This window comes from Bacillus sp. RC51 (genome assembly GCF_044908115.1).
Classification (GTDB): domain Bacteria; phylum Bacillota; class Bacilli; order Bacillales; family Bacillaceae_G; genus Bacillus_A; species Bacillus_A mycoides.
Map to the genome: position 1 here is coordinate 241546 of NZ_JBIYCW010000003.1, position 16700 is coordinate 258245.

Sequence of the window (16700 nt, forward strand, 5' to 3'; positions counted from 1 at the left end):
AAAAATAAAAGTACAAGATATTTACTGCTTGTACTTTTATTTTTTGCAATGAAAACAGTAAAGAGAGGTAAATGATGTTAGGAGAGTTGATTCATTCAGTTTTAGTTTTTCTAGAAGGACTTGGTTATTGTGGAATTATGCTGGGATTAATGCTAGAGGTTATCCCAAGTGAAATCGTATTATCTTATGCAGGTTATTTAGTATCAACAGGAAGCATTACATTTTGGGGGGCTGTCGCGTTCGGTACAATTGGTGGTGTAATCGCACAACTATTCATTTATTGGATCGGTCGATACGGAGGAAGACCTGTTCTTGAGCGATATGGAAAATATATTTTGATTCAGAAGAAACATATTGATTATGCTGAAGCGTGGTTTAATCGTTACGGAACTGGTGTTATTTTTACAGCGCGTTTTATTCCTGTTGTGCGTCATGCTATTTCGATACCAGCGGGTATTGCGAAAATGTCACATGCTAAGTTTATTACGCTAACTACACTAGCTGTTATTCCATGGTCAATTGTATTTGTATATTTAGGTTTTAAATTAGGAACAGAGTGGGAAAGTATTAATAAAGTAGCTGGGCCATATGTGAAATACTTTGCACTTGCTGCTATTGTTTGTGCAATTGGTTATTTTATATTAAAAAAAATGATGAAAAAAAAGTGATTACGGAAAAAGAATCTATGCTGACATAGATTCTTTTTTATTGTCATTTTTTAAAGGATGAAAGTGTATGTTTAATATTTACCATATTGTGGCATACATATAGGAAAAGGGAGTTTAGGAAGGGGATTATTGAGAAATGGAACTCCAGTTTCAAAATGTATATCAACAAGTTGAGAATTGGTATGTGTTGGATTCGGAGCTTCCTTGGGATGTCAAAAAGTTAAGAAATGATTTGTTTTCTCTTATTGAAGTAAGTGCAACGCCAGTTATTTTTTGTGATACGTGTGATGCGAATCATGTACTTTTATCATTAGGAGAAGAAGAAGAGGAGTTTTTATTCCCAGTAGGTGGTTTTTATCATAAAGAAAAACAATTAATTTTCGTTTGTATGTGGGAAGAGTATGAGCAAGTGCTCAAAACGCTATTGCATGAATTCAGGCATGCGATGCAGCATAAGGACGATGTACTATATGTTGGAAATGAACTATACGAAGAAAGATGGATCGAGAAAGATGCGAGGCATTTCGCGGAGAGGAAGCTAGATGAATATAAAAATAGAAATTTAATCTGAAGCATAGTGGAGGAAAATCACTGTGCTTTTATTTATTGCTAATTAAAAATAAGCAGTTGACCTTTAATAAGTTTAGTTCTAAACTAATAGTATCAAATGAGCGAGGTGATGGAATGAAAGCAGAGGAAAGACTTGGATTAATATTATGGTTTCGTTTATCACGCTTTTATAATAGAAGTATTCGTGAGACGAATCAGCATTTGAAAAAGTGGAATGTATCTGCCGCTCAGTTTGATGTATTAGTTCAAATTGGAGGAAACGATCATTTAACGCAGCAAGAACTTGGAAATAAGTTGTTTGTTACGAAAGGAAATGTTACTCAACTTTTAAATAAGATGGAGCAACTAGATTGGATTCAGCGTGAACAAGAAGGTACTACGAAATATATTTCATTAACAGAAAAGGGAAAGGTTCTATATGAAGAAATAGTCCCGCCGCAAGAAACATTTCAAGCAGAGCAATTTGATAAGTTAAATAGAAAAGAACAAAAACAATTATTAGAATTACTGAAGAAGTTGCAGTGATAAAATTAAAAATAAATATCTCGATTTCGAGATAATATGAGGTGAAGGATATGTTTAGAAAAGTTGATCATAAAAATATGGGAAGAGCAAATCATGGATGGTTAAATACACATTTTCATTTTTCCTTTGCGAATTACTATAACCCGAATAACATGAACTTCGGAGCATTGCGTGTAATTAATGATGACTTAGTAGCGGCACAAACTGGTTTTGATATGCATCCGCACCGCGATATGGAAATCATTTCGTACGTTGTAGATGGTGCTTTAACACATGAGGATAGCATGGGAAACCGCGGAACAATTGAGCGAGGACATGTTCAATATATGAGTGCTGGCACAGGTGTATTTCATAGTGAGCATAATCTAGGAAATGAAACACTACGTTTATTACAAATTTGGATTTTACCAGACCGCGACGGTCATAAACCAAACTATGGTGAGTTTAAATTTGATTGGAGTAAACGTGAAAATGAGTGGTTCCATATGGTATCTCCTTCTGATGGAGATGCACCAATTCATATTCACCAAGATGCAAATTTATATTCTTTATCATTAGAAGCTGGTAAAGAAATTCATTTTCCTGTTAAAGAAGGACGTCAATTGTACCTTGTACAAATTGAAGGTAGCAGCGTTGTAAACGGTGAAACACTTGTAATGCGTGATGCAGCGGAGGCTGTAGAAGAAGATATTCGCATTCAAGCGAAAGAGAAGTCTCACTATTTAGCAATTGAAATGAAAATGCAATAAAGTGAGGCTTTAATCAGTGGTGGCTTTCCAGCATATAAATAGCGGAATGAAAAGTTATAGGAAAGAGGACATCGTTTTTCGATGTCCTCTTTTTGGTGAGTTTAATTATCAGAAAAAACTTTCTCAATTTTTGAGAGCAGGTATTAGAAAGATTATTCAGAATATTTATAAAGGTGTTAAAAACTTTTAGGGAAATGGGGAGTGTTAGATTGAAAAAGCAAGTAATTTCATCAGCATTAGCATTAACTGTTATCGCAAGTGGGTTTGGGGCATTTGGAGCAACTACGACGAAAGCAGAAGAGCAAAAAATCCAGTATCACCAAGAGTTTAAAACACCAGCTTACATAGGTGAAGAATGGAAAGCGCCGGAAGGACTAGATAAAAAAGAGACGGTCTTTCAATATTTAGAGAGTAAAAAAGATATGTTTAAACTAGCAGGAAATATTGACAAACATTTCAATATCGTTGGTGAAGAAAAAGATGCTGATTCTGGTACAACACATGTGAAGTTAGTTGAGAAGCATAATAACATTCCTGTGTATGGTTCAGATCAAACAGTTACGCTTGATAAAGAGAATAATGTAAAAGCATTTTTCGGACAAGTTATTCCGAATTTAGATAATAAAAATATTCCTGCATCTGCAAGTATTAGTGCGGAACAAGCAGAAACGATTGCAAAAGCTAATATTGAGAAAGAAATTGGTAAAGTAAAGAATTATGATGGTGTGAAAAAAGATTTATATGTGTATGAAAAAGATGGTCAATACTATCTTGCATATCTTGTAAAAGCGTCGGTTTCGAAACCAGCTCCAGGATATTGGCATTACTTTGTTGATGCAACAAATGGAAATGTTATTGAGAAATATAATGCTGTAGATAACATTACTGGATTTGGTTACGGAGTATTAGGCGCTAGACAATCATTTGAAATTGCTCAAGATACGAAAACAGGAGCATTCAACTTATTTGATGGTACACGAGGACAAGGTGTCCATACATTTGATGCAGAGAATATGGATGAAAACTGGTTTAATTTATTCTCACAAATTCTTGGATATACGGGAGAAGAAGTTGTAAGTAAATCTAAGTTCTTCGAAGATAAAGCGGCAGTTGATGCGCATGTGAATGCAGGAAAAGTATATGATTATTATAAAAAGACATTTAACCGTAACTCTTTCGATGATAAAGGTGCGAGACTTATTTCTACTGTTCACGTAGGTGAATCTTGGAATAACGCAGCTTGGAACGGTGTTCAGATGATGTATGGTGATGGCGATGGTAAGACATTCATTCCATTATCTGCTGGCCTAGACGTTATTGGCCACGAATTAACGCATGCTGTAACTGAAAATACAGCAAACCTTGTTTATAAAGATGAGTCAGGTGCGTTAAATGAATCGTTATCTGACATTATGGGTGTAATGGTAGAGAAGAAGAGCTGGGATTTAGGTGCTGATATTTATACACCTGGTAAACCTGGTGATGCGCTTCGTTCACTGAAGGATCCGGCATCTATTCCAAACCCATTAAAACCAGGTGAAGGTTACCCAGATCACTATAATAAACGTTATACTGGAACAGCTGATAATGGCGGCGTTCATATTAACAGTAGTATTAACAATAAGGCGGCGTATTTAGTTTCTGAGGGCGGCACGCATTACAATGTGAAAGTAACTGGAGTGGGCCGTGAAGCAACAGAAAAAATTTACTATCGTGCTCTTACAAAATATTTAACTGCAAACTCTGATTTCAAAATGATGCGTCAAGCTGCACTTCAATCAGCAGAGGATCTATACGGTAAAAACTCTAAAGCTGTACAAGCTGTAACAAAAGCTTATGATGCAGTAGGAGTAAAATAATAAGAGAAAAAAGACCTGACTGGATTGTCAGGTCTTTTTCTTATTTAATCACGAATACCTAATGCAATTTTTGCCATACGTGACATACGTTCTTTTGTCCACGGTGGGTTCCATACGACGTTTACTTCTATTTCATTTACTTCAGGTACGTTCGTTGATAATACTTTTTTAACGTCTGATACGATTTGGCCAGCCATTGGACAACCGATAGAAGTCATCGTCATTGTAACGACAGCATTATTATTTTCATCTGCTGTAACGTCATAAACTAATCCAAGATTAATAATATCAACACCTAATTCAGGGTCAATAACAGCTTCTAAGTTCGCATATAACTTTTCTTCAAATGCTTGTTGTGACATGTGTAGCACCCCCTAAATATTAATGATATCGATTCTCATTATAACGGATATATGTATAATGTGCAGGAAATGAGCTCAAAAAAATATTCCTCTTGGAAGAGGAATATTTTTAAAAAAGCTATTCAGTTTTAAAATGAGATACGAGTTCATCTAATTCTGCAACCGTTTGTTTCATTTGTTTTGCAGTGAGAGTCATTTCATTCATCACGATGACTTTCTGTTCAGCAGATTGTGCCGTTGCGGCTGTTTCACTAGATACTTCATTTGAAATAGAAGCGATGTTATTAAGTGAAGCGTTCATTTCTTCAGCGCTTGCAGCCATTTCTTCAGCAGTTGCTGATATGTCTTGTATTTGAGTTGATACTTTATTTACTTGTTCAACAATTGTTGTGAAAGAAGTACCAGCCTCCCGAACGACAGTAATGCCTTCAAATGCTTCAGAGCGGCCTTGAGACATCATAGAGCTAGCAGTTTCCGTATCATTTTGAATTTGATGAAGCAATTGGTTAATATCTTTTGCCGCTGTTTTTGATTGTTCCGCAAGTTTACGAACTTCATCAGCTACGACAGCGAATCCTTTTCCTTGTTCACCAGCACGAGCCGCTTCAATAGAAGCATTTAAAGCAAGTAGATTCGTTTGCTCAGCGATATTAGAAATAGATTGTACAGCCGTATCAATATATTTCGTATGGGTGATTAGACGTTCGACTACTTCTGATGTAGCATTTACAGCTTCATGTATCGTTGTCATTTGTGAAACAGATTTTTGGATAACAGTACTTCCATCGTTAGCGTGTTCATATGTAGCTACAGCAAGTTCGGCTACAGATGAAGCAGATTCAGCGATACGCTGAACACTTATTGCCATATCATCCATCGCAGTCGAGCTTTCTTCCATACTAGAAGTTTGCGATTGAATACTTGAATTTAAGTTGGACATCGAGCTTTGAACTCTTATTGTTGCCTCGCGTGATGTATTAGTCTTTTCTAGCATATTTTCAGAAGCTGTTTGTACTTCTACAGATGTTTTTTGAACACGATTAATGATGTGCTGCAAGTTTTCTAACATTTTATTAAATGATGTGGCAATAGCACCGATTTCATCATTGCTATTTACTTGTAGACGGGCTGTTAAGTCGCCTTCTTGAGAGGCCAATTCTTTTAGTTTAGTATCAATTTGTTGAATTGGTTTTACAAGCTTACCAGAGAACCACCATGCAAGAATAATTGCAGTTACAATACAAATAACAAGTGATAAGAAGACAACATATTCAATTCGTAGTGAAGATTGATCGATTTTTTCAATAGATTGTTCACGTAATTTAGCTTGTTCATTAGTGTAATTTGTGAAATCACCGATTACTTTATAAACAGTGCCATTCTCTGTAGAAGCTACTTGTAAAGCTTCTTCCCATTTTTGTTCTTTTGCAAGAGTGAATACTTTCTCTTCAATGAACTTTCTCCAAGTGGATCCTAATTCCATTGTGCTTTTCACGGACTGAGAAGTGTTAGGGTTAGAAAGAAGTTGCTCTTTTGTATCTTCAAGACGTTTACTCATCTCATTAAACTTGTCTAATTCGACTTGATCATGTTGTAGTAAATAACCTCTTAAAGCAGAAAGTTGTACTTGATAAGCGTCTCCGCGCTCTTTCAATTCTGTTGCAAGAGGAGAAATTTCTTTTTGTAATGTTTCAGCTTTATGAGACTGATCCATGGTAAAGAATAAAATAAAAGCTAAGGCGATACCGAATAAAGCGCAAATCATTCCCATCATAAACATTAGTTTTTTTCGAATGCTAATAAAATTCATATGATAAAAATCCTCCTTGTAAAATCTTAGTATTAGAATTAATTAATTAATGTAAAAAATTGAAAGAAAGCTTTACTCCATCTGGAATAAAGCTTTCTTCTTTCCTTTAGGAATTATAGCAGACAGAATGGGAGATAGAAAGAGATATTTTAGCGTGAAAAAAGAGAGACTCTAAATCGCTCTTTCTAACAATTTAGAGTTCGTAGAAGTATAAATGAAATTTTCATTTTAACCATTTGTTTTGAAATGAGAAACGAGCACTTCAAGTTCTTGCACAATTGTTTTCATTTCTGATGATTTTTTAGCAATGACACTCATTTTGTTTACTTGGTCACCAGCTGAAGTTGCTGTTTTCGATGTTTCGGCAGCAACTTCATTTGAAATAGAAGCGATATTATTTAAAGCTGCATTCATTTCTTCAGAACTTGCGGCCATTTCTTCAGCAGTTGCAGACATTTCTTGTATTTGTGTAGAGAAATTGTTAATGTGATTAACAATTTCTGAGAATGAAGATCCAGCGGTACGAATGACTGTAATTCCTTCAGAAGCTTCTGACTGACCTTGTGTCATCATGTCATTTGCTATTTTTGTGTCCGCTTGAATTTGATGAAGTAAATGGTTAATGTCATTTGCTGCTAGCTGAGATTGTTCAGCAAGTTTCCGTACTTCATCGGCAACAACAGCGAATCCTTTTCCATGTTCACCAGCACGGGCCGCTTCAATAGAAGCATTTAAAGCGAGCAAATTCGTCTGCTCGGCAATATTAGAAATAGATTGAAGTGCAGTATCAATATGATTCGTATGTGTAATGAGTCGCTCTACCACTTGTGATGTAGCGTTAACAGCTTCGTTAATTGTATGCATTTGTGTAATAGATTTTTCAATGACTTTATTTCCATCATCTGCTTTTTCAGAAGTTGTAACAGCTAGGCTAGCGGCAGAAGAGGCAGCTTGTGCAATACGCTGAACACTCGTTGCCATATCATCCATTGCTGTTGAACTTTCTTCAATGCTAGAAACTTGTGAACGAATATTGTGCTCAAGAGCATTCATAGTCTCTTTAGTTTTTGCGGTATTTTCCATAGAAGCAGTTGTTTCGATAAACACATTTTCAGAAGCTTCTTTTACACTTGTTGATGTTTGTTGAACTTGCTTTATTATACGCTGTAAGTTAGCAAGCATTTGATTAAAGGAATTTGCGATGTCACCAATTTCATCTTTACTCGTTACGTGTAATCTAGCGGTTAAATCGCCATCTTGAGAAGCTAATTCTTTTAATTTCGCATCAATTTGTCGAATCGGTTTAACGAGTTTACCAGAGAACCACCATGCCAATAGAATAGACGTTAATGTACATGTAATGAGTGAGAAGAAAATAATATATTGAATAAGGGATGAAGAAGACTCTACGTCAGCAATTAATACGTCCCGTTTGTCATTTTCTTCATTTGCATATTTAGTAAAACGACTTAAAAGATCATTTACATAATCTGTTTGAGCAAGAGCAATTTTGGATGCTTCATCCCATTTTCCTTCCCGTGCAAGGGGGAGGACTTCATTATCTACGACGCTGCGCCATTTTGCTCCCATTAAAATGGCCTCTTTCATTCCTTCTGGGAGTTTTTTATCACTTGTTACTTTCTCCCTAGTATCAGCTAGTTTTTTTCCTTCCCGGTTGAATTTATCCAATCCTTTTTGGTCATGTGATAGTAAATATTCTTGTAAACCAGCGACCTGCGCTTGGAACCAATCGCCACGTTCTTTTAAAATCGTTGCTCTTTTCGATACATCATTCTTTAATGTTTCGATTTCACTTGCTTGATTCATAGCGAATGAAAGAATAACAATAAGAGCAATGCTAAATAAGGAAGAAATGCTTAAGAGTGTGAACAGTAGTTTTTTTCGAATGCTAACATATTTCATTGTTACCCCTACCTTTTTTGAAAAACTATTTATTGTAATTTATAAATATTAAGAACGGAATTAATAAAAAACATGATTAAGAAGTTATTAATCTGTTCAATGAAAATTATAGCAGATAATGGAATATGGCAGATTAATGTGAGTAAATGTTCTTAAAATGTATACATTTGTATATCAAAAAATTCTTAAATAAAAATAAGAAATACTATTGTAATTAGAAATAACATCCTGTATACTTCTAATTAGTTGATAACGATTATCACTATCAACTGAACATTACTCTTCGTTATGTTGGTCATACCCCTTTTTGACGACGTAAGTCAGAGACGAATGTTGAAATATCTTGTGTCCTATTCTACAGAATTATGGTAATCTCCAACCTCAACTTATATGCGTAAGCATGCAAAAAAGGATCCTATCCGTGAAGGGATCCTTTTTTGCATGTTGTCGCAATTAATGTGTATAGACCTGGTATACGTTCTTCAATTCCTTCGGGTGAAGTAGAAGGGAAAACCCACTTTTGATGAGATCCGTGTTCTTCAATCAATTTTTCAACCTTGAAATTTGTTTCTGCCATTGATGTAATGATTTCTCCTAGTGTCCAGCGCCTAATTTTTGTTCTCGGTAAAGCGTATTTCTGTGATCCCGTAAGGAGAGTACTATAAGCTACGTCATCTTCAATAAGTTCCTCGTCGAAATAATTTCCATTTGCTCGAAATGATGGATGATCTACTCCTAATAATTTTGTATAAATGGGATGATAGTCACGTAGTATAAAGGTCCCATCTTGTTTTAGTAAGTGAGAGATTATATGAAAGAGTGGCTTTAAGTCTAAAAAGTAATGGAGCACGCCAAGTTCCAGTAACACGATATCAAATGATTGGGATAGATTTAAATCTAGTACATCGGAAATGATATATTGAATAGAGACACCAGCAGCTTCGGCTAGTTCGGTTGCATATTTTTCATTACTTGCTGAAATGTCTACAACTGTTACATCGGCTCCTAAAAGAGCAAGAGCAACTGCTTTATTTCCTTTTGATCCGAGTAAATTAATAATACGCTTTCCTTTTGGAGATTGTATGTAAGGTAAATAATGATTTACCTCGCGCACGGGATCTTCCATGAGCTTTTTCGCATAATCCTCTGGCGCCCCGTGGCGATTTGTCCAAGCTTCATAAGCAGCTGCGTTCCAACTTTTTTCATTAATAGTACTTAGTTGCTTTTGATTCAATCTTATCACTCCTTTTGTGAACGTATAGTTATTCGGTGGGTGAGTAGAATTTCCTGTTTTTTTGAATAAAAGTTTGATTTTTCTGTTGTTAAGTCGTAAAATAAGTTTTATACATAAAAGCGTTGAAAAGGAAAAGTAGAATGAAATCATTCTGTCCAGAGAGCTTCGGTAGCTGAGAAGAAGCAAGAATATTCATTTGAACAATGGCCTTTGAGCTTCGTCCTGAACTTATCAAATGATAATAGTAGGCGGCGACGAGAGTTGGTACTCGTTATCAAAACCACAGTATAAGAGCATATAGCTCCGTACTTGTTAAGGTTAGTTATGCGAATGACTGACGAAATAAGGTGGTACCGCGACTGTTTATACAGCCCCGCCCTTATCTTTTTTAAGATAAGGGCGGGGCTTTTTATATTTTAAAGGAGGAATATAAGATGAGTATTTTTATTGGAGGCGCTTGGCCGTATGCAAATGGTTCGTTACACCTTGGACACATTGCTAGTTTGTTACCAGGAGATATTTTAGCACGTTATTACAGGGCAAAAGGTGAGCATGTGTTGTATGTTTCAGGAAGTGATTGTAATGGAACACCGATTACAATTAGAGCAAAGCAAGACGGTGTGACGGTGAAAGAAATTGCTGATAAGTATCACGAGGAGTTTGAGCGATGTTTTCGTAGCCTTGGTTTTACTTATGATTGCTATACACGTACAGATAGCGAGCATCATCATGAAACTGTTCAAAAAGTCTTTTTGCGACTATTAGAAGAAGGTTATATTTATAAAAAAGTAGTTGAACAAGCTTATTGCGAAACGTGTACGCAATTTTTACCAGATCGTTATGTAGAAGGCCTTTGTCCGCATTGTCATGAAGCAGCAAGGGGCGATCAATGCGATGCTTGTTCCGCTATTTTAGATCCACTCGATTTGTTAGAAAAGAAATGTAAGTTATGTGGTAGTACGCCATCAGTACAGGAAACAGAGCATTTCTATTTTGCATTGCATAAATTTCAGCAGCAAATTAAAGAGGTCGTAGAAATTGCAAAGCAGAAAGGAACATGGCGCGACAATGCAATTCAATTAACAGAGAGATATTTAAAGGAAGGATTACAAGATAGGGCAGTGTCACGTGATTTACCAATTGGGGTACCAATTCCGGTGGCAGGATATGAAGATAAGAAAATTTACGTATGGATTGAAGCAGTGACAGGATATTATTCGGCGAGTAAAAATTGGGCTGAAGAAACAGGGAAAGATGATCAAGAGTTTTGGGATAAAGAAGCGAAAACATATTATGTACATGGTAAGGATAATATTCCGTTTCATTCAATCATTTGGCCAGCGGTATTACTTGGAATAGGAGAAGAAGCGATCCCGCGTCATATCGTTTCGAATGAGTATTTAACAGTAGAAAAAAGAAAATTATCGACAAGTAAAAACTGGGCAGTATGGGTGCCTGATATATTGGAACGCTACAATCCCGATTCTATTCGTTACTTTTTAACAGTTAACGCACCAGAAAATCGTGATACTGATTTTTCATGGCGTGAATTCATTTACAGTCATAATAGTGAACTATTAGGTGCATACGGGAACTTTGTGAACCGGACATTAAAGTTTATTGAAAAATATTATGGTGGTGCTGTACCGAAGGGAAGTATTGATGTAGAGCTGAAAGATAAAGTAGAAGGATTATATAAAAGTGTAGGAGAGGCGATTGAACAAACTAAATTTAAGGTGGCACTAGAAACAATATTTGATGCAGTACGCTTTGCAAATAAATACTTTGATGAAAAGCAGCCTTGGAAACAAAGAGAAGACGACCCAGTTTCATGTGAGGAAACAATTTATAATTGTGTTTACCTAATAGCAAACTTTGCACAACTGCTTGAACCATTTTTACCGTTTTCAAGTGAAAGAGTTAGAAATACATTATCGAGTGTTAAAGTAAATTGGGAACCTCAAAATACGTTGCCAAACCGAATTGATAATGTACAGCCATTATTTGAGCGAATCGATGTAAAACAAATTGAACATGAGGTAGAAAAGTTATATGGAGCGGTAAAGTGAAATATAAGGAAAAGACCTTTCAAATAAAGTGAAACTTTAATCAGTGGGGGGTTTGTTCATCCCCCACTGATTATTAGTTGAACCAATCGGGCTTTTACGGGCAGTTGATCCCCCACCTAAATTCTTTGCTTTCTCTGAATTTTGAGGTGGGGGTCTTAATGCCCGTTAATGCGGGATAAATGAAAGGTCTTTTGTTATGCTGTATAACCCTCTTTCTTATCTTTCAAAAAGAAAAGCACAGCAAGGATTACGAGAATAATAGCCGCAATATCATATGTTATTTTGAGTAATAAAGTTTAACATATCGTAACTGTATTCACATTTATATACAAGTTGATGTTGTCACGCACTATGCACACGATTATGTTTTTTTTCTTTCATAGCAGTAAGTAGTTGTGGTGTGAAAATACCGAGTAATATAACCACAATACCAATCCACTGCATTGGCGATACAACTTCATGAACAAGTGTAATAGAAGCGATAATTGCTGTTGGTAATTCAGCTGCACCTAATATTGTACCAAGTCCCGTTCCGACTTTTGGTACACCAATTGAAAAACAAATGACAGGTATAATAACCCCGAACAGTCCAAGGAAGAAAGCATATTTCCATAGGCCTGCTTGTAAAGCGCCGTCCGTTAAAAAGGTAGGCGGGAAAAATAAGCATACAATAAGAGTAGCACTCGTTGTCATAAGAAAGCTTTTCGTATAAGGCGGAACATCTGTAGCAACGCGCCCGCTTACAAATACATAGAATGAGAAAGAGACGGCAGCTAATAGTCCGAAAATAATACCTTTCGTAGAAAAGTTTTGTCCAAGGCCTTCAAATACTCCACCAGCAAACAATGTACCAGTAAATAAAATAATAATAGATATAACTTTCTCACGGCTTGGGAATGTCCGGTTGGCAATTGCTTCGATGACTACACCAATCCAAGTGAACTGAAAGAGTAAAACCACAGCGATAGAGGCTGGCAATTCTTCTACGGAAATAGCATAGAAAATACCTGTCATACTCATTGTTGTGCCGACTGTTAGTAACGAAAAGAATTGTTTTTTTGATACTTTATGACGTGAAAAGAACAGAACGAGTAAAAGGAGCCCAATCCATCCGAAGACATATTGCCCTCCTAGTAGTTGGTGTGCGGAAAATCCGTCGATGAATCCGAGTTTAAAAATAGTTGAAAGTACGCCGTAGCTACAAGCGCCGAATAAAACTAGTAATGAATACTTAAATTTCTCCATAAAAATCCTCCTTTTAAATAATAAAAAACGCCCGTTATCCTAATAAGGAAAACGGGCGAACGAAACAGAGTCAGAGACTCTACAAAATTCCGCCACTCATACGAAGTATGAGTTTGGGGTATGAAATTGTAGTAGTAATTTACATTGCTTTTGGGAATACAATGGAGCATTTTACACCTTGAGGTGTGTTCTGTATTCCATAAGGAAACTGATGTTTATCTAATATTTGTTTTACAATATATAACCCAAGACCACTACCTTGTACTAAGCCATGTTTGTCAGGATTTGCGCGATAGAATGGTTCAAATAAATGAGCAAGTTTATCTTCATCAATTTGAGAACCTGTATTTAATACTTCTAATGCGTAACCGTTTGGCTTTTCATAAAGTTTTATATATACATGCTGATGGTCAATTGTATAATGAATTGCATTTGAAATAATGTTAAAAATAGCAGTTTGCATAAATTTAGGATCAGCTAAAATTTGTGCATCTTGTTTAATGTTAGATTGAACATTTAATTGTTTTACAGATACAAAATAATCTACTTTCTTTATAACGTCCTCAATAATATTAGTTAATGAGATAACTTTTAAATTTGGTTTAAATTGAGGGTTTTGTATTTTGGATAATTCTGACACTTTTTCCGTTAATATGTTAATATCTTGCATCATCTCATATGAACGTTTTAAATATTTATCTCTATCTTTATAAGCGCCAATTCCGTGAATCATGCCATCGAGTTGTCCCATAACGGCTGCGATTGGTGTTTTTAATTCATGGGATATCATAGACATAAATTCTTTACGAGATTGTTCTAACTGTTGTTCCTTCTTGAGTTCATTTCTTAAATCTTGATTGCTTTCATGTAAATTTTTCACAATAGTAGGTACTTGTGAGGCAGCTACTTGCAAATTAAAATCTGTTTGATCTGTATTTTTGTTAAGTAGCTTTTTATCTGAGAAATCAAGATTCATAATATCTTTTAAAGCATCGCTCATATATCGGAAAGGTTTGGCGATTATTTTGGCGTAGATTAAAGATCCAAGCAGAGATAATGCTAGCATTGTCGCCCCAATATGTGGAGCTAACTGCTGCAACACATCTGTTAACTTTGGATTATCATGTGTATCATTTGCTTTACTTGCTGCATTTTGTGTATGTAAGGCATCATTGTTAGTAACTTGCTTTTCCGCTTCTGTAAGTGAAGACGTTGTGTTACTTTTCCTTGGAATATTTTGTGCATGTTCTTTTGCTTTTGCAGTTTGGCTAGGCTGCAAAAGATGATTGATGGCTGTAGAGAGTGCTTTCATGTCTATTTGAGAAGATTGAAAATTAGAGATGCTACTCTCTGACACAGCTTTATTTTGCTTTGTTTTACTTTGGTCGTTTTGTTTGTCTGATTCCGCTTGTTCCGCAGTTTGCGTTCCAGAAGCTTTCAAACGATCTTTATCGTAATTTGAGGCTAGAAAATAAATAATTTGATAAAGACAAAGTGATAACAGAATACAAAATAATAAGGTTTTGATGAATATATTTTTGGTGATGTTGTCTTTGCTACGATTCGATTTTGTAGCCAATGCCTTTCACCGTTTTAATATAAGGAATTTCTAATTTTTTTCGTAAGTTTTTAATATGTGTATCTATAACCCTCACATCACCATAATGTTCATAGCCCCATACCTTATTCAACAAATCACTTCTTGATAGTACTTTTCCCCGATTTTGCAGTAAAGTATATATAATTTCAAATTCTTTTGTAGTCAATTCAATTTGATTACCATGAACATAAGCGGCATATGCTGTAGAATTTAACATCAATTCATGGAATTGTAGTATAGTTGCAGCTTCTGCTTCCTTTGTTGCTGCCCTTCTTAATACAGCTTCTACACGTTTTATAAATACGGTGTAATGGAACGGTTTTGTAATATAGTCATCAATACCTAACTCAAATCCTTTAATTTCACTTTCTTCATTATGTAAGCCTGTTAACATAATGATTGGTACATCAGATTGTCCTCGCATAATTTTACAAATACTATAGCCATCTATATCTGGTAACATTACATCGAGGAGGACAAGATCGTATGAATTTTTTTGGAAAAGAAGAATGCCTTCTGTTCCAGCACCAACTACATCAACAGTAAAGTTTTGTGCCATTAGAAATTCACGAATAAGTTCTTGTATATCTGGGTTGTCTTCAATCACCAGTATATGCGTCATAGTAACACCTCCTAAATAACGCTTTTTACTGCAATATTCGAATTCATCATTTTTTGGATGACTCAGATTGTTTATACATATAATAAGCCCCCGCTATAAAATAGTAATGAAAGTAGCAAGGGGGATTGTTTAGTGTCACTGAATAGTTCAGAATTACAGTAGTTCTATTATAGTATGTATTGTAAAATTTATAAAATATTATAACTGTATAATTTTAATATCCATGTTTATCAATGTTACGATGATGTTGAATGCAATCTATTTTTATTATATATGTAAATACAGTTGTTTTGCTACTGTAAATGAATAAATAAAATAAGCCAAGACATAAAATTCTTGGCTACACATAAATCTTGTTCCTAGGCTAATTTACAGTGACAGTAGCTTGCTGCTGAACGCGCTCAAATAACCAGTGAATATCATTGTTAAACATACGAATACAACCAAGTGTTGTTGCTTTCCCGATTGCTTGATTATTGTTAGTTCCATGAATCGCATACGTTGTTCCATAAGTTCCTGCCATATTTAATCCGAGCCAGCGGTCCCCAAGTGGATTACGTGGATCGCCGCCTTTAATTTTTCCTGTATAGTAAGGACGGTTTTTAATTTTATTTACAATTTGAAAAGTACCCTTAGGTGTTGGTGTTGCTGCTTTTCCAGTAGCGACAGTGAAACTTTTTATGAATTTTCCATCTTGATAATAATCCATTTTATTTATTTTTGTGTTTACGATAAGCTGATCTTTCGTCGTAGCTGCTTCTGCAGTAGTGAATGGAAGAGTTAAAAATCCTAATGATAATAGCGCACTTAATAATAGTTTTTTCATTATATTCTCCTTTTACTTATTGTAGTAGTCTTACATACAATGAATTTGTAATCCTCGTAATGCTTGATTGACATTTTCATCTAATGTTTCAAAGAAGGTAGTAATCTTTGTATTACATTTGTTGTTTTTATCAATAAGTAATCTTTCATTTAATAAAAGCTCACCATGTAGTCCAAAACTTTGAACTCGAATATTTAGTTCATCTTCAGTTTCAGAAATAATCGGTAAGAAATAGTGAAAAGCTTTCGTTGGAATGATGTAGCTTTTGCCAATCATGCTTTCTTGATTTGAATTAACCCATTTTCTCGTGACGATCTTAATGTTCTTTTTTGAAACGATAAAAGACAGCGTTGTAGATTTTGTTAAACTTACGTCAAATTCATTTGTTTCACATATTTGTAAATTAAAAACGGTTTCATTTTGATGAGATTCAACATTCGTATTAATAAAATCGTGCATTTTATAAGCTTCCATTTCTTATTCACCCTTTTTTCAATTTCGAAAAGCGACTTATATTTATTCAGTTTAATGTTTAGTCATATATTAGCTAAATTTTTCAACAAATTCCGATATAATCTTACAATACGTATATGAAGCTAATATGAAGTTCATATGAGTTTGTGGTGGTTTTTTATAGA

At 35.1% G+C, this 16700-nt stretch carries 15 protein-coding genes and 1 other annotated feature; of the genes, 6 read left to right on the top strand and 9 right to left on the bottom strand.

Annotated elements, in window-relative coordinates; translation table 11 throughout:
• The first annotated feature begins 74 nt into the window (after nt 1-74).
• The 5 genes from uptA (at nt 75) to ABH959_RS09635 (ending at nt 4371) form a co-directional block, all read left to right on the top strand.
• Nucleotides 75-668, top strand: coding sequence for an undecaprenyl phosphate transporter UptA (gene uptA, locus ABH959_RS09615; RefSeq protein ID WP_404492516.1), 594 nt, complete (start codon nt 75-77; stop codon nt 666-668).
• A 136-nt stretch (nt 669-804) separates the two neighbouring features.
• A complete protein-coding gene (locus ABH959_RS09620) occupies nt 805-1239 on the top strand; it encodes a DUF3920 family protein (RefSeq protein ID WP_002015986.1) in 435 nt (144 codons plus the stop codon).
• Nucleotides 1240-1352: 113 nt separating this feature from the next.
• The gene (locus tag ABH959_RS09625; RefSeq protein WP_113938601.1) at nt 1353-1763 is read left to right on the top strand and encodes a MarR family winged helix-turn-helix transcriptional regulator; all 411 of its coding nucleotides are present in this window, start codon (nt 1353-1355) and stop codon (nt 1761-1763) included.
• 50 nt (nt 1764-1813) lie between these two features.
• Nucleotides 1814-2512: a pirin family protein gene (locus ABH959_RS09630; RefSeq protein WP_113938602.1), complete on the top strand. Its 699-nt coding sequence runs from the start codon at nt 1814-1816 to the stop codon at nt 2510-2512.
• Nucleotides 2513-2721: 209 nt separating this feature from the next.
• Nucleotides 2722-4371: a M4 family metallopeptidase gene (locus ABH959_RS09635; RefSeq protein WP_016093519.1), complete on the top strand. Its 1650-nt coding sequence runs from the start codon at nt 2722-2724 to the stop codon at nt 4369-4371.
• Between the two features lie 44 nt (nt 4372-4415).
• Here the strand turns inward: ABH959_RS09635 and ABH959_RS09640 are convergent, their stop codons facing one another.
• The 4 genes from ABH959_RS09640 to ABH959_RS09655 all read right to left on the bottom strand — a co-directional run bounded on the left by ABH959_RS09640 (nt 4416) and on the right by ABH959_RS09655 (nt 9700).
• Entirely contained in the window at nt 4416-4733 is a 318-nt protein-coding gene (locus ABH959_RS09640) for a metal-sulfur cluster assembly factor (RefSeq protein WP_002015982.1), read from the bottom strand.
• Nucleotides 4734-4851: 118 nt separating this feature from the next.
• Entirely contained in the window at nt 4852-6543 is a 1692-nt protein-coding gene (locus tag ABH959_RS09645) for a methyl-accepting chemotaxis protein (protein ID WP_404492517.1), read from the bottom strand.
• A 228-nt stretch (nt 6544-6771) separates the two neighbouring features.
• On the bottom strand, nt 6772-8466 hold the full coding sequence (locus ABH959_RS09650; protein WP_404492518.1) for a methyl-accepting chemotaxis protein: 1695 nt from the start codon (nt 8464-8466) through the stop codon (nt 6772-6774).
• Between the two features lie 415 nt (nt 8467-8881).
• Entirely contained in the window at nt 8882-9700 is an 819-nt protein-coding gene (locus tag ABH959_RS09655; RefSeq protein ID WP_113938605.1) for a class I SAM-dependent methyltransferase, read from the bottom strand.
• A gap of 113 nt (nt 9701-9813) precedes the next feature.
• Nucleotides 9814-10084 (top strand) — a binding site (T-box leader).
• 50 nt (nt 10085-10134) lie between these two features.
• Here ABH959_RS09655 and metG point away from each other — a divergent pair.
• A complete protein-coding gene (metG, locus tag ABH959_RS09660) occupies nt 10135-11769 on the top strand; it encodes a methionine--tRNA ligase (RefSeq protein WP_113938606.1) in 1635 nt (544 codons plus the stop codon).
• Nucleotides 11770-12111: 342 nt separating this feature from the next.
• On the opposite strand, the gene ABH959_RS09665 is transcribed toward metG, so the two are convergent.
• The 5 genes from ABH959_RS09665 to ABH959_RS09685 form a co-directional block, all read right to left on the bottom strand.
• Complete coding sequence (locus ABH959_RS09665) at nt 12112-13014, bottom strand: EamA family transporter (RefSeq protein ID WP_113938607.1); 903 nt, start codon at nt 13012-13014, stop codon at nt 12112-12114.
• A gap of 139 nt (nt 13015-13153) precedes the next feature.
• The gene (locus ABH959_RS09670; protein WP_113938608.1) at nt 13154-14593 is read right to left on the bottom strand and encodes a sensor histidine kinase; all 1440 of its coding nucleotides are present in this window, start codon (nt 14591-14593) and stop codon (nt 13154-13156) included.
• Nucleotides 14571-15236 (bottom strand): response regulator transcription factor, encoded by a 666-nt coding sequence (locus tag ABH959_RS09675; protein WP_000148832.1) that lies wholly within the window; start codon nt 15234-15236, stop codon nt 14571-14573. Before ABH959_RS09675 ends, ABH959_RS09670 begins: the two co-directional genes overlap by 23 nt.
• A gap of 364 nt (nt 15237-15600) precedes the next feature.
• The gene (locus ABH959_RS09680; RefSeq protein WP_002015973.1) at nt 15601-16062 is read right to left on the bottom strand and encodes a L,D-transpeptidase; all 462 of its coding nucleotides are present in this window, start codon (nt 16060-16062) and stop codon (nt 15601-15603) included.
• Nucleotides 16063-16092: 30 nt separating this feature from the next.
• A complete protein-coding gene (locus tag ABH959_RS09685) occupies nt 16093-16536 on the bottom strand; it encodes a DUF3978 family protein (RefSeq protein WP_002034632.1) in 444 nt (147 codons plus the stop codon).
• Between the last annotated feature and the right edge of the window lie 164 nt (nt 16537-16700).

Excerpts from the sequence above, each read along its gene's own strand:
- ABH959_RS09680 (WP_002015973.1), bottom strand. The coding sequence starts at position 16,062 with ATGAAAAAACTATTATTAAGTGCGCTATTATCATTAGGATTTTTAACT.
- ABH959_RS09630 (WP_113938602.1), top strand. The coding sequence starts at position 1,814 with ATGTTTAGAAAAGTTGATCATAAAAATATGGGAAGAGCAAATCATGGA.
- uptA (WP_404492516.1), top strand. The coding sequence starts at position 75 with ATGTTAGGAGAGTTGATTCATTCAGTTTTAGTTTTTCTAGAAGGACTT.
- ABH959_RS09620 (WP_002015986.1), top strand. The coding sequence starts at position 805 with ATGGAACTCCAGTTTCAAAATGTATATCAACAAGTTGAGAATTGGTAT.
- ABH959_RS09625 (WP_113938601.1), top strand. The coding sequence starts at position 1,353 with ATGAAAGCAGAGGAAAGACTTGGATTAATATTATGGTTTCGTTTATCA.
- metG (WP_113938606.1), top strand. The coding sequence starts at position 10,135 with ATGAGTATTTTTATTGGAGGCGCTTGGCCGTATGCAAATGGTTCGTTA.
- ABH959_RS09665 (WP_113938607.1), bottom strand. The coding sequence starts at position 13,014 with ATGGAGAAATTTAAGTATTCATTACTAGTTTTATTCGGCGCTTGTAGC.
- ABH959_RS09685 (WP_002034632.1), bottom strand. The coding sequence starts at position 16,536 with ATGGAAGCTTATAAAATGCACGATTTTATTAATACGAATGTTGAATCT.
- ABH959_RS09645 (WP_404492517.1), bottom strand. The coding sequence starts at position 6,543 with ATGAATTTTATTAGCATTCGAAAAAAACTAATGTTTATGATGGGAATG.
- ABH959_RS09640 (WP_002015982.1), bottom strand. The coding sequence starts at position 4,733 with ATGTCACAACAAGCATTTGAAGAAAAGTTATATGCGAACTTAGAAGCT.
- ABH959_RS09675 (WP_000148832.1), bottom strand. The coding sequence starts at position 15,236 with ATGACGCATATACTGGTGATTGAAGACAACCCAGATATACAAGAACTT.
- ABH959_RS09650 (WP_404492518.1), bottom strand. The coding sequence starts at position 8,466 with ATGAAATATGTTAGCATTCGAAAAAAACTACTGTTCACACTCTTAAGC.